General features: G+C 38.1%; 17 protein-coding genes and 2 tRNA genes. 5 read left to right on the top strand and 14 right to left on the bottom strand.

The features are described 5' to 3' along the window. The first annotated feature begins 114 nt into the window (after window positions 1-114). Window positions 115-561 carry a DUF4826 family protein gene (locus I6F44_RS11130; RefSeq protein WP_197173773.1) on the top strand — a complete coding sequence of 149 codons (447 nt, stop codon included), beginning with the start codon at window positions 115-117 and terminating at the stop codon, window positions 559-561. Between the two features lie 62 nt (window positions 562-623). Here I6F44_RS11130 and I6F44_RS11125 read toward each other — a convergent pair whose 3' ends face one another. From I6F44_RS11125 to I6F44_RS11070, 12 genes are all read right to left on the bottom strand, one after another. Continuing rightward, window positions 624-1082: a GNAT family N-acetyltransferase gene (locus tag I6F44_RS11125; protein ID WP_197173772.1), complete on the bottom strand. Its 459-nt coding sequence runs from the start codon at window positions 1080-1082 to the stop codon at window positions 624-626. Between the two features lie 154 nt (window positions 1083-1236). Continuing rightward, window positions 1237-2394: a ribosomal protein uL16 3-hydroxylase gene (locus I6F44_RS11120; protein ID WP_121955593.1), complete on the bottom strand. Its 1158-nt coding sequence runs from the start codon at window positions 2392-2394 to the stop codon at window positions 1237-1239. Window positions 2395-2479: 85 nt separating this feature from the next. Next, window positions 2480-3850 (bottom strand): adenylosuccinate lyase, encoded by a 1371-nt coding sequence (gene purB / locus I6F44_RS11115; RefSeq protein ID WP_010552649.1) that lies wholly within the window; start codon window positions 3848-3850, stop codon window positions 2480-2482. Window positions 3851-3881: 31 nt separating this feature from the next. After that, complete coding sequence (gene hflD, locus I6F44_RS11110) at window positions 3882-4484, bottom strand: high frequency lysogenization protein HflD (RefSeq protein ID WP_024589171.1); 603 nt, start codon at window positions 4482-4484, stop codon at window positions 3882-3884. Then, window positions 4484-5584 (bottom strand): tRNA 2-thiouridine(34) synthase MnmA, encoded by a 1101-nt coding sequence (mnmA, locus tag I6F44_RS11105; RefSeq protein ID WP_007580201.1) that lies wholly within the window; start codon window positions 5582-5584, stop codon window positions 4484-4486. The genes hflD and mnmA overlap by 1 nt, the downstream gene beginning before the upstream one ends. A 220-nt stretch (window positions 5585-5804) precedes the next feature. Beyond that, window positions 5805-6245 carry an NUDIX hydrolase gene (locus I6F44_RS11100; RefSeq protein WP_121955592.1) on the bottom strand — a complete coding sequence of 147 codons (441 nt, stop codon included), beginning with the start codon at window positions 6243-6245 and terminating at the stop codon, window positions 5805-5807. Further along, complete coding sequence (locus I6F44_RS11095; protein ID WP_007580204.1) at window positions 6238-6924, bottom strand: pseudouridine synthase; 687 nt, start codon at window positions 6922-6924, stop codon at window positions 6238-6240. Before I6F44_RS11095 ends, I6F44_RS11100 begins: the two co-directional genes overlap by 8 nt. Continuing rightward, a complete protein-coding gene (locus I6F44_RS11090; RefSeq protein ID WP_007580207.1) occupies window positions 6924-7253 on the bottom strand; it encodes a TusE/DsrC/DsvC family sulfur relay protein in 330 nt (109 codons plus the stop codon). Before I6F44_RS11090 ends, I6F44_RS11095 begins: the two co-directional genes overlap by 1 nt. A gap of 3 nt (window positions 7254-7256) precedes the next feature. Then, window positions 7257-7523, bottom strand: a complete 267-nt coding sequence (locus tag I6F44_RS11085; RefSeq protein ID WP_007580209.1) for a DsrH/TusB family sulfur metabolism protein — start codon at window positions 7521-7523, stop codon at window positions 7257-7259. Next, window positions 7520-7876, bottom strand: a complete 357-nt coding sequence (gene tusC, locus I6F44_RS11080) for a sulfurtransferase complex subunit TusC (protein ID WP_002962696.1) — start codon at window positions 7874-7876, stop codon at window positions 7520-7522. Before tusC ends, I6F44_RS11085 begins: the two co-directional genes overlap by 4 nt. Further along, on the bottom strand, window positions 7873-8226 hold the full coding sequence (gene tusD, locus I6F44_RS11075; RefSeq protein WP_121955429.1) for a sulfurtransferase complex subunit TusD: 354 nt from the start codon (window positions 8224-8226) through the stop codon (window positions 7873-7875). Before tusD ends, tusC begins: the two co-directional genes overlap by 4 nt. 55 nt (window positions 8227-8281) lie before the next feature. Then, window positions 8282-8947: a Bax inhibitor-1/YccA family protein gene (locus I6F44_RS11070; protein ID WP_007580214.1), complete on the bottom strand. Its 666-nt coding sequence runs from the start codon at window positions 8945-8947 to the stop codon at window positions 8282-8284. Window positions 8948-9198: 251 nt separating this feature from the next. Here I6F44_RS11070 and I6F44_RS11065 point away from each other — a divergent pair. Both I6F44_RS11065 and I6F44_RS11060 read left to right on the top strand, forming a co-directional pair. Beyond that, window positions 9199-9289 (top strand) — tRNA-Ser (locus I6F44_RS11065). An 83-nt stretch (window positions 9290-9372) separates the two neighbouring features. Beyond that, window positions 9373-9463 (top strand) — tRNA-Ser (locus I6F44_RS11060). A gap of 222 nt (window positions 9464-9685) precedes the next feature. Here I6F44_RS11060 and I6F44_RS11055 read toward each other — a convergent pair. Together I6F44_RS11055 and I6F44_RS11050 are read right to left on the bottom strand one after the other, a co-directional pair. Continuing rightward, complete coding sequence (locus I6F44_RS11055) at window positions 9686-10249, bottom strand: hypothetical protein (RefSeq protein WP_231612826.1); 564 nt, start codon at window positions 10247-10249, stop codon at window positions 9686-9688. A 201-nt stretch (window positions 10250-10450) separates the two neighbouring features. Next, the gene (locus I6F44_RS11050) at window positions 10451-10636 is read right to left on the bottom strand and encodes a hypothetical protein (RefSeq protein ID WP_121955430.1); all 186 of its coding nucleotides are present in this window, start codon (window positions 10634-10636) and stop codon (window positions 10451-10453) included. Window positions 10637-10809: 173 nt separating this feature from the next. On the opposite strand from I6F44_RS11050, the gene I6F44_RS11045 reads away from it, so the two are divergent. Both I6F44_RS11045 and I6F44_RS11040 read left to right on the top strand, forming a co-directional pair. Next, window positions 10810-11595, top strand: a complete 786-nt coding sequence (locus I6F44_RS11045; protein ID WP_197173771.1) for a PRC-barrel domain containing protein — start codon at window positions 10810-10812, stop codon at window positions 11593-11595. 287 nt (window positions 11596-11882) lie between these two features. Next, window positions 11883-12263: a hypothetical protein gene (locus tag I6F44_RS11040; protein ID WP_007586920.1), complete on the top strand. Its 381-nt coding sequence runs from the start codon at window positions 11883-11885 to the stop codon at window positions 12261-12263. Window positions 12264-12283 lie beyond the last annotated feature (20 nt).

The following is a 12283-nucleotide window of genomic DNA, read 5'->3' as shown; positions in this document are numbered from 1 at the left end:
TTTGGCTAAAAACACAGCAAACAGAAGGCTTTAAAGTGCAAATGGCCGTTTTATACTTGCACCTTATTTACTAAGCCCTTAGAGTGTAAAAAAAGAAGTAAAAGGTTACTAAACATGGAACAACAAGAAAAAAAATCGTTAACAGCACAAGAGCAAGCGTTAGCAGATCAACAACGTGTTGTATGGCAACGCGAGTGTTTTCAAGCAGCACAAAAATATTTAGCCGAAAAAGGCATTATGCCAAAATCAGTAGTTGATAAAGACAGCCGATTTTTAGCACCACTTTGTGCAATGTGGAAATTTAAAGCCCAAAACGGTAAAACATATTGGGTAGTAACAGGGCGCTTACCTACAGATCATGCTGAAGTAAGTGCAGCTACAGATGCTCGCGATGCAATGCGTTATTTTTCTTTGCAGTGGCAATTAAAAGCGGATCAAATTATGAGTACAGGCGCGCGTGATAAAACGCAGGTAGATTTTGCTAACTTACTTATAAATAGAGCACATGGCTTGTACGAAATGTATGATAATGAACCACTATGGGCAAATGAACCAAAGTAACTACAGTTTGGGTTAAGTAAAAAAGTAGAGGGTGGTAGCTTATTTATTGCCCTTTTCTTTATCTAATGGACAAGTGTGAAGGGAGTTGTATTAAACGCTGAAACAGGGCATTGCATACGTTGCCTTGGAATTCCCGCCTCCATAAAAACATTTCCTTGCTGAATAAAGCCATTTCGCTTAAAACGCTCTACCTCATTTAAAATACAATTAATGCTTACTTCTTCTATACCTTGGTTGGAAGCTAATTCAACAATAAAGTTGAGAAGCGATTTATATACTTTGCGATTACGGTGCTCGGGTAATACCGCTATTCTGCCGATTAAGCCATCTGTACACAGCCGACCTGTTGCAATAGGGCAGTTTGCATCGTCTGTAACAAGTATATGTAATGCAATTTTATCTAGGCTATCAAATTCGATGTGCTTGGGGATATGTAACTCGTAAACAAAAACTCGCTCTCGAATTTTTTGTAGCATATCTTTTTTTATATCCCACTCAACCTTATCAACCAGATAGCCCATTGCAAACTCCTATTGATAGCCAATTAAAATGAGTAAGCAATCACAGCAAAATTATTTAAGCCAATATCAGGTGAAAATTAAAATTTTTAACTAACCTGTATACATAATATTTTACGCTGCAAAATGCTCACCATTATTAATAAAATTGGTATTATTACTCTTGGTCTATATTAAACCAAAGCCCCTCATTAACAAGTGTAGTAAAAGTTTGAGTAAAAACTAAACTTGGGTTTGTTAAATTTAATGCTGAACTTTCAAATTCAGTATGATCGGTAAGTAGTTTTACCGCCGCTAAGTCAGTTAATGGCATAGCGTAATTTTCACCGTTTACACTTAATAACACTTCGGTATCGAGTTGCTGATAAATAGCACGCGTGCCACCTAAACGCTCAAACACAGTTTCTTCATCACTTAAATCATCGCTTATTTGCTCAGGTGTAAATGGAGGTTCTACTGGTGCTAAATCCATTTCATGTTTGGGCTGACTAAGCGTTGAGCCTAACCATTGTTTAAATAAATCGTCATTTTCTAAAAGTGCCGCCATCAGTGTTTTAACTTTATCAACTTCAAGGTTTGTAAGTTCACCTTTTGATTTTCTTAATGTGATGTTGTGATCGGTATAACGTTTTTGTCCGCTTTCGGTATCAATAATATGATCGGCAAAGCTCGACAATAAATCTTGTTGATTTGGCGCCCTAAAACCAACTGAATAATTTAGTGCATTTTCTACAGCGTAACCTTCGTGAGGGCACCCTGGTGGAATATACAAAATATCGCCTGGTTCTAATATGCAATCTATTACGGCTTCAAAAGGTTCAACTTGTAGTAATTTTTTGTTTTGAGCAAACTGCTTAAGTGTTGGGTCGGGTAAGCCTACACGCCAATGACGTTTACCTTCGCCTTGAATAATAAATACGTCGTATTGGTCTAAATGTGGACCAACACCACCATTAGGCGTTGAATAGCTGATCATTAAATCATCTATGCGCCAGTTGGGAATAAACCTAAAAGGTTCTAGCAGTTGTGCAGCATCGCTATGCCAGTGATCAACTGCTTGAACGAGTAAAGTAGAGTGATCGTCGGTTAACTGCTCAAAGTCTGCAAATGGACCTTGGTGCGTTTGCCAGTCATTTTTATGATTGGTGATAATACGTGACTCTATGCTTTCTTCCATTGCTAGGCCGGCAAGTTCATTAGCATCAAGCGGGTCTTGAAAATTAGCAAAACCTTGTTTGATTAAAAGCGGCTTTTTTTGCCAAAAATGGCTTAAAAACTCTTGCTCAGACAAATTATTTATTTTTAATTGATACATACATTATGCCTACTAGTTAGTGCAATGGGGTTAAAAAAAAAGCGAAAGGATGATCCTTTCGCTTTTTAAAAGAGTAATTTAGTTTTTAAACTAAATCATCAATAAACTCAACAGCACGACCAATGTAATTAGCAGGTGTTAGTTTTTTCATTTCTACTTTAGCGTGCTCAGGAAGGTCTAAACCATCGATGAAGTCAGCCATTATTTCTTGATTTACACGTTTGCCGCGTGTTAAATCTTTAAGTTTTTCGTATGGCTTTTCAATACCATATTTACGCATAACTGTTTGAATCGGCTCGGCTAGCAATTCCCAGTTTTGATCAAGCTCGTCAGCTAAACGTTGCTCGTTTACTTCAAGCTTGCTCACACCTTTAAGTGTTGATTGGTATGCAATAATCGCATAACCCATACCTACACCTAAGTTACGTAATACCGTTGAATCGGTAAGGTCACGCTGCCAGCGAGAAACTGGTAATTTTTGTGCAAGATGAGCAAAAATAGCGTTTGCTAAACCTAAGTTACCTTCTGAGTTTTCAAAATCAATTGGGTTAACTTTATGTGGCATTGTTGATGAGCCAATTTCGCCAGCAATTGTTTTTTGCTTAAAGTGATTAAGGGCAATGTAACCCCACATGTCACGGTCAAAATCGAGCAGTATAGTGTTAAAACGTGCAATTGCGTCAAACAACTCTGCAATATAGTCATGCGGTTCAATTTGTGTAGTAAATGGGTTTAGTGTTAAGCCTAAACTTGATACAAATTTATCTGCATGTGTATGCCAGTCGTAATCAGGGTACGCGCTAAGGTGTGCGTTGTAGTTACCTACAGCACCGTTAACTTTACCTAGCATTTCTACTTGTGCAATTTGCCCGCGTTGACGCTTTAAACGCATATATACGTTAGCAAACTCTTTACCCATAGTTGATGGTGTAGCAGGTTGTCCGTGCGTACGAGTCATCATTGGGATTGTTTTGTATTCAATTGCTTTAGCTTTAATTGCGCTTAAAAGTTCATCGCAATAAGGAAGTAAAACATTTTTACGCGCTTCGCTTAGCATTAAACCATGAGATAGATTGTTAATATCTTCTGAAGTACAAGCAAAGTGAATAAATTCGTTTATTGCATGAAGCTCACTGTTATCGGCTACTTTTTCTTTTAGTAGGTATTCAACCGCTTTAACATCGTGATTTGTAGTGCGTTCTATATCTTTAACGCGTTGTGCATCAGCTTCACTGAAGTTATCTACAATGGCGTTTAGAAGTGCATTAGCTTCTTCGCTAAATGCAGGTACTTCTTTAATATCGCTTGCTGCAGCTAACGCTTGCAACCAACGCACTTCAACAATTACGCGGTATTTGATTAAGCCAAATTCGCTGAAAATACTGCGTAGTTCAGTGGTTTTGCTGCCGTAGCGACCATCCACTGGAGAGATAGCCGTTAACGCTGAAAGCTCCATAATAACTCCTAAATTTTAGTTTGAACGATAGTTAAATTTTTGTTTTAGCAATGGCGAGTATTTTTCTTTTTGCAAAGAAAAAGTGACGGCGTTTACCGCCCATTTGTCGCCATAATACTGCACTTCTAATGCCGGCGAGTAATAACGCACGGATTTTATTTTGAGTGAGCTGCTGTTTTAATAACTCGGGTTTACCATAAACCTGTATTCGGTGCCCAAGGGGGCTCAGCACCGACGAGTATATATCTGCTAAACCGGCAACAACGCTCTCATCGGTAATAGCAAAGTGGTCTAAACGACGATGAATATCATCAATTCGTTTACCTAATTCGTTTAAGCTTTTGTCGTTTGCACTTAGTGCTCGCTCAAGCTGCATTAAACCACCTACGTACTTTACAATTTCAACATCTTTTTGAGCGCCTGCGGTTAGCTGCGCCATTAATGTTTTGTAACCATCACGTAAGTTGTCAGTACCTTGGTAAACATCTTCTGGCGATGCCGGAGATGTTTGAATAATACTTGAAAGTAAGATTTCTAAATCATGTTCGTTATTGTTGCCGTACTGGGCAATTTTTTGAACTTGTTTAGCAGCCTGGCACATGGCGGCAAGCGCCATGACTTGGTGTTCATTCATTACTTAATCACCGAATCAATAATACCGCCACCTAAACAGATATCTTCTGCGTAAAATACGGCAGATTGACCAGGCGTCACTGCTTTTTGTGGCTCGTCGAACAATACGCGGGCCATGCCGTCTTCACCTACAAGTAAAGTACAGCTTAAGTCTTCTTGGCGGTAACGCGTTTTTACTGTGCAGCGAGTTGTGCCTTTAGGGCCAATACGGTCTACCCAGTGAAGTTGGTTTGCGTTAAGACCGTTGCTGTATAGGCGAGGGTGATCTTTACCTTGGCCCACAATAAGTACATTTCGCTCAAGGTCTTTATCTACCACGTACCAAGGCTCACCAGAACCTTCTTTCATACCACCAATTAACAAGCCTTTGCGTTGTCCAAGTGTGTGGTACATTAAGCCTTCGTGCTCGCCTACGTTGTTACCGTCTGTGTCTTCGATAACGCCAGGTTGTGCTGGTAAGAACTTTTGTAAAAAGTCTTTAAATTTACGCTCACCAATAAAGCAGATACCTGTACTGTCTTTTTTATCGTGAGTGATTAGGTCTTGTTCTTCTGCTATGCGGCGTACTTCTGGTTTTTCGATATCGCCTACAGGGAATAACGTTTGGCCAATATGTTCATGGCTTAGAGTATATAAGAAGTAGCTTTGATCTTTATTGTTATCAAGTCCGCGACACATTACATATTTGTCATCGCGAAGCTCACGGCGAACATAGTGACCCGTTGCAATAAAGTCAGCACCTAGTGCTTGAGCAGCAAATTCTAAAAAGGCTTTAAATTTAATTTCTTTGTTACACATTATATCTGGGTTAGGTGTACGACCTGCTTTGTACTCAGCTAAAAAGTACTCAAATACGTTGTCCCAGTATTCTGCTGCAAAGTTAACAGTGTGAAGCTCAATGCCTAACTTATCACACACTGCTTGTGCATCTTTTAAGTCATCAGCAGCAGCACAGTATTCATCATTGTCGTCTTCTTCCCAGTTCTTCATAAACAGGCCTTCTACTTGGTAGCCCTGTTGTTGTAATAAATATGCAGATACAGAAGAATCAACACCGCCGGACATGCCAACAATGACTTTAATGTGACTATTTTCGCTCATGAATAATTTCGCTTATACAGATTGCTGTTAACTTGGAAAGGCCGCGATTATAGCATGTATTTTGTTTGTGCTTAAAGAGACTAAGGGCGCAAAGAGGGGAATTAGTCAGTATTTTATTTATATAACAAATAGCAAACTAGACTTACGAAGTATTGTATAAATTAATTTATCTGTTTATTTAATTAAAAACGATACTTTGAAGCACCTATGGGTGCTTAAATTAATCGTTGTAAATTGTATCTAAACTCAAAGGTATCTTGTTTAAGCTATCTTCAATACATTTAAGGACTAAAGGGCTTCTAAGCGGTAGTGATTTTATTTGCTCTAATGTGTACCAGTTAGCGCTGATAATGTCGGTATCTATTGGCGTTGGCGCTTTTATATTATCAGGCGCTTCGAAAAAGAAGCAGAATCGTAAATAGTGCACTCCATTTTCGGCATGCAAATTATACACACCTAAAAAGCCGACTGGCTCAAGCGCTAAGCCTGTTTCTTCAAGTAGTTCTCTGCTTGCAGCTTGTGCAAGAGTTTCGTTTTGCTCTAAATGACCCGCAGGTTGATTGTAACAAACCTGCTGTGTAAATTTATCGCGCTCTTTTACAAGTAAAAACTCATTTTGCTTTTTTACTATTGCCGCAACTGTTACATGCGGTTTATGCATCAACTACACCCTTAATTACTTTGTATTCACCACAATTAATATCATCCAACGTATAGTTGCCAATACTGTAGCGAATAAGGCGAAGTGTAGGGTGGCCAATATGCGCGGTCATTCGACGAACCTGTCTGTTTTTACCTTCATTAATTGTAATACTTAGCCAAGTGGTAGGGATTGCTTTTCGCTCGCGTACAGGCGGATTACGCGTCCAAATTGTAGGTTCATCAATTATTTTAACGTTAGCGGGGAGTGTAAGCCCGTCTTTAAGTTCTACGCCATTGCATAAATCATTAATTGATTCACTCGTTGGTTCACCCTCAACTTGTGCCCAGTAGGTTTTATTCGTTTTTTTATCAGGTGCCGTTAGGGTGTTTTGCAATTTTCCACAGTTTGTTAAAAGTAATAAACCTTCACTGTCTCTGTCTAATCTTCCTGCTGCGTAAACTTCTTTAATAGGTATAAATTCAGCGAGAGTTTTTCTGTCTGCGTCATCCGTAAATTGGCATAGCACGTCAAACGGCTTGTTGAATAACACAATTTTTCTGTCTTTAGATGCTATTTGCGGCTTTATTTCTCTTTTACCAGATGGCGTTTTGTTAAGTGCACTGCGTGAATAAGTACGGCCTGTACTTCTTTTTGGCTTGGATTCAGTTACTTGATTATTGCCTGATTTAGATCTCATTATATGCACCTAGCTGGTTTTGGTAATCCGGCGATTTTTGTTGCTTGCTTAGCAGGGCCTTTAGGGAATAATTTATATAAATAAAGGCTGTTTCCTTTGTCTTCACCGAGTGCTTTAGCCATTGCTTTTACAAGCATCCGAATTGCTGGACTGGTGTTATATTCAATATAAAAATCACGAACAAAGTTAATTACTTCCCAGTGTTGAACGCTAAGGGTAATGTTTTCTTGGATAGCAATTACAGGTGCAAGCTCCTTTGACCACAAAGTATGGTCAAGCAAGTAGCCTTGTTTGTCGGTTTCAATCTGTTGGTTGTTAAATTCAAGCATGAGTTACCACGTAATTGATTGATTAGTTGATAAAGTGAGTGCTACAAAGTCTTCATAGCTAATGGCTTTATCGTTATCTGTTAATTTTATTGCACGTACTTGCGCGTCTTGTTCAAGTATTAACAGTGTATCTGCAAATTGCCTAAATTGTTTTTTTGCAAAGCAGGCATCACCAACAAGTAGCACGTTATCGTCTGATAAAATTAAGTTCTCTAGCTGATTTGCCGAATAATAGTTAAGCGGCTTAGAAAAAATATGTAATGTACTCATAAATTCACCACATGTTGCTGCGCTTTAATTAATGTTTGTTGTTGGCTAAAGTTAAGAGCTTTTGCCTCTATGAGTAGATCATGTTTATTTAAACCATAATCAAGCAATGATTTCTCACACACGAAAATGTTTTCAACATCATAAATTTCGAGTGTTTTAATATTTTTAAAAAAATCTTTTAATCCAATATTGTTTGGTTGTTGATGCTTTTTTAAAGCCAAGACGGCGGGGCCGCTAAACAACCAACTCACATTTTGGTCAACGGCAGCAAATATCAATGTCATATCAAGTGCATCACGAATATTTAAATCGTCAAATGGACTGCACTGACTCATTACTAATACGTTTATCATTTAAATTGCACCCATTTATCAGCGTCGCTTGCAAGCATTGCAAATTCAGCTAGCCCTGCGACTGCAAATACACCTGTGTTTTTAATATCTAACCCGCGTTTTTCAGCGGCGGTAACACACAGCATTAAATTTAGTTTTCGATCGGCGAGTTGCTGCCAAAGTGCTGAAATTTGAAGTTCGTCTGAGGATAAATCAAAGTGAGTAGATGCATGATAAATACCTTGCTGGTATAAAAAAATAGCATCAATGGTGTGCCCTTGGGCTAAACATGCATTCGCAAACTTAACTAACCTTTGCGTTGTATCGTGATCGGATGGTGGTGTATGTAATGAAAGAACAAAACGTGACAAAACAATTCCAATAAAAAAGCCCCAATTAAGGGGCTATTTTAACAGAACTATTTAATTAGTCATCACTTGCGCCAAGTAGAGCAAGTAAAGACGTAAATAAGTTATATACGCTTAGGTATAAAGACACTGTTGCGCGAATGTAGTTGGTTTCGCCGCCATTAATGATTCGGCTTGTATCGAATAAAATCAAACCAGACATGATCAATACAACAGCCGCATTAAGCACCATAAACATAAGTGAACTGCCAACAAAAATATTAACAATGCTAGCTACAATCACAACGATTAAGCCAACCGTTAAAAAGCCACCCATGAATGAGAAGTCTTTTTTAGTATTCAGTGCGTAAGCAGATAAACCAAAAAAGATAAGCGCCGTAGAACCTAACGCTTGCATAATAAGCATTGGGCCATTAGGCATTGCAGCATAATGGTTAAGCAATGGACCTAATCCTGCCCCCATTAAACCTGTGAAAGCAAACACCCAAAATACACCAGATGCTGTATCTGCTTTTTTATTTACAACAAATAATAAACCGAACGAAACAAGTGTAAACACAATTCCCATAAAGTAAGGTAATTGTAGTGCCATTGAAATACCGGCTGTGACAGCACTGAAAGCAAGTGTCATAGCTAGTAAAAAGTAGGTGTTTTTAAGTACCTTGTTTGTTTCAATGGTAGACATTACCGGTTTCGCGGTATTGTACGATTGATTAAACGCCATTGTAGAGCTCCTTTAAGTGAAACGTGTGTGTTTCGATAATTTAACTAAAATTAGATTACCAACTCTTATATGTTTGGGCAAACCTTTGTAGATCAATAGAGTTAAATATTTAAATAAAAGAGTATTGACGGCTAAATTAAAAACACTTTGTTCTAACTTTAGACAAATTAATTGTTTTTTAAGCACTTAAACAATTAATTTAAAAAAAAGCTTCACAAAAGGGATGGGTTTCCCTATTATGCAGGCCGTGCGGAGAGATGGCAGAGTGGTCGAATGCACCGGTCTTGAAAACCGGCATGGGTTTATAGCCCATCTAGGGTTCAAATCCCTATCTCTCCACCACTTATTTAATAAGTGTGTGGTAATTAAAGTATCATTCATTTAAATAGTTATTAGTACACTCTTACTTTTAACTTAGCAGTATCGGAGAGATGGCAGAGTGGTCGAATGCACCGGTCTTGAAAACCGGCATGGGTTTATAGCCCATCTAGGGTTCAAATCCCTATCTCTCCACCATATAACAAAATAGCCCGCTAATTTAGCGGGCTTTTTTGTGTTCAAAAAAAGTACTGCACTTGCTCATGCTTGAGATTCATTCTAAAACTCAAAAGAGAACATATCGTTTAATTGAAATGTTATACCAATTTGCATAAGTATTTAAGCAATTCAACGAATTAAATCACGCGCTAAACTACTGAACGATTTTATTTGATACGTTAATGGTCAGTAGTGGAGTTGTTAGCTACTTGCGAGGCTCTGCAAGGCATTGGTGATCTCATTCATTCGGATTGTTGTAACTTTACCATGAACCTGCGATATCAGATCACCGTTCTTATCCAAAACAACAATGACTGCTTCATCACTATCTGAGGGCACACCTAACGCTTCTTCCATGACCTGTGAGTTCAGAATCCAAGTTTGATCGTGGTAGCGTTGCGGTACTTTTTCTTTTGCCCGACCAATCGCATCCTCTTCCGACATAAAGAATGGTAAATTGACAGCTAGGACGTCCCGAATCCGATATTTATCATGATCGATTTTTGAACGTAATGTGTTAACCCACTCCCGAGTAGATTTTGCGGCATTACGAGTCGGCGTAAGTATGAGCAGTGTTGGTTGACCTATCAGTTTGTTACTGTCTACTTTTTCGCCATTGAGTGTTGTCGCTGTAAACGACGGCCATGGTCCATCGCCTGCAAAAGCGGACGGCCCGCATAGTGTTAGTATCGCAATAAGCGGGAGCTTAAAAATAAGTTTAAATGTTGAGTGGTAAAGTGTTTTGGGCTTTATTGGTCTGGGCATTATAGTATTTCTCAGGTCAGTGGTGGGGCGCAAAATATCAGAGCAAGCAAAATTCAAACACATAAGCAGTAGTATTCAGAGCAGACTCTTTTTCAAATTATCTTAGCTCTCAGATCCAATAAGCAAACAGCAAATAAGCGATTGCAGAGATTTCATCTGTTTGCATTCGAACTTTTAGCTAGCTTGGTAGGTCGTTGTAACTTATTCATTGTTGATATTATCAAGCGCTTGGCGAACTTCATTCACAATTAAATTTTTTGCCAATTTTTCATCGATATCGGGCACATCCCAGCCAAAAATAGTGCGATATTTCTCAATCAAATTACTGACGTCTTCAATAATATCGTTGCGATGGGCTGCTAACTCTAGTCTTTCTATTTTAGCCATATTCAATTCACCTTAAAATGTATAGATAAATCTAGATTAGCCTTGTATTCATGCTACTTCGGTGCGATAACGAACAGATTGAATGAGAATATTGCTGCAAGCTTTTAAATATAAACTCTATTAACAAAACAATGATTTATTGTTTGCCATCTTTAACTTGGAGCAAATACGTCATGTTACATACTCTGAATGATTTAAAAAATTTAGCCATTGATGCATCGGATGGAGATATTGGGCTTACCAAAGATTTTTATTTTGATGATAAACACTGGGTGATCAGATATTTGGTGGTTGAAACTGGCACTTGGCTATTGAGCAAAAAAATATTACTTTCACCTATATCAATTAAAAAGTTGAATCAGAAACCACAGACGCTCACTGTTGCAATTTCAAGAAAACAAGTTAAAAATTGCCCTGATATGGATAGCGAAAAGCCAGTTTCTAGGCAGTATGAGCTAGAATACATGCGATATTATGGTTACTCACATTATTGGGATAACACTGATATTTTGGGAGGTGATCCCGGCCCTAATATGATGTCACCTGGTAATTATAGTGTCGCACCAAAGCCTGATAACTTAGATGCACCAGATAATTTCGCAGATGTTGATGCTGCATTATCTCAAGATAATGATCATCATCTACGCAGTAGTAATGCAGTAACGGGTTACAAACTTGATGTCATAGACGGTGATCTAGGTCACTTACAAGGTATGTTGATAGATACCGACACCTGGGAAATTCGTTATTTGATTATTAACACCAGTAATTGGTGGTTGGGTCATCTGGTTTTGATTGCTCCCAAATGGATTAAAGAGGTGAGTTGGCCTACTTCTAAAATTTATGTTGATATGACGCAGCAGCAAGTGAAAGATGCCCCCACTTTTGACCCCTCAGTGCCTTTTAATCTAGAACAAGAACAAAATTTGCAAACTCATTATGGTTGTAATGTTGAATAACAATATTATCTTTAAATGAGGTCTTTGATTGGTTTGTTTACGTTATTAAATAAGTATTCTTGTAGTAAGTCGTTTAATTCAACTATTTAATTCGAGAGTGTGGGTTCAAATCCCGACCTCTCGATCCATTAACAAAAAAGTCTAGTGCTTGTCTTTATTAAATTACCTAGCTTATATATTGTATGTTTTATCATCATAAGTTACGACCATAGTCTCTATTTCTAAGCTTTAGATCTTGGTGCATGCTTAATACATTAAAATTTATACTCTGTATTAAGGATTATTAGATGAAACATCAACTCGCAAAAAGCGTCGCGCTTTCATTATTGTCCCCGGTAATTATTGGCAGCTTGTTAGGATTGTATTATGCACTAACGCTACAGGGTGATTTCTTATCCGTATTTTTTCAACTGTTGATGACTGCTATCTCAAATGCACATATTGTAGGCTTAACAATGGCGGCCTTTGTTGTGCCAGGGTATTTACTAATGTTTAAGTATTCTAAAGTTAATTATTCAGGTGTATTAACGCTTGGTTTGTTAGGTGGCGCTATATTTAGTTACTTATTAAGTGCCTCAACTGGCGAGATATTTTTGATTAATAGTGTTATGTCAGCATTTGCAGCCGGACTGTTTTTATTTGGTCTTCGCAAATCGGTAAAAAAATAATCGCAGCATTATTAACCAAG

This window comes from Pseudoalteromonas sp. NZS11_1, from assembly GCF_015864275.1.
In the GTDB taxonomy this organism is placed as follows: domain Bacteria; phylum Pseudomonadota; class Gammaproteobacteria; order Enterobacterales; family Alteromonadaceae; genus Pseudoalteromonas; species Pseudoalteromonas arctica.
Note: the sequence above shows the minus strand (reverse complement) of the source record. Positions and strands in the feature narration are given on the sequence as shown.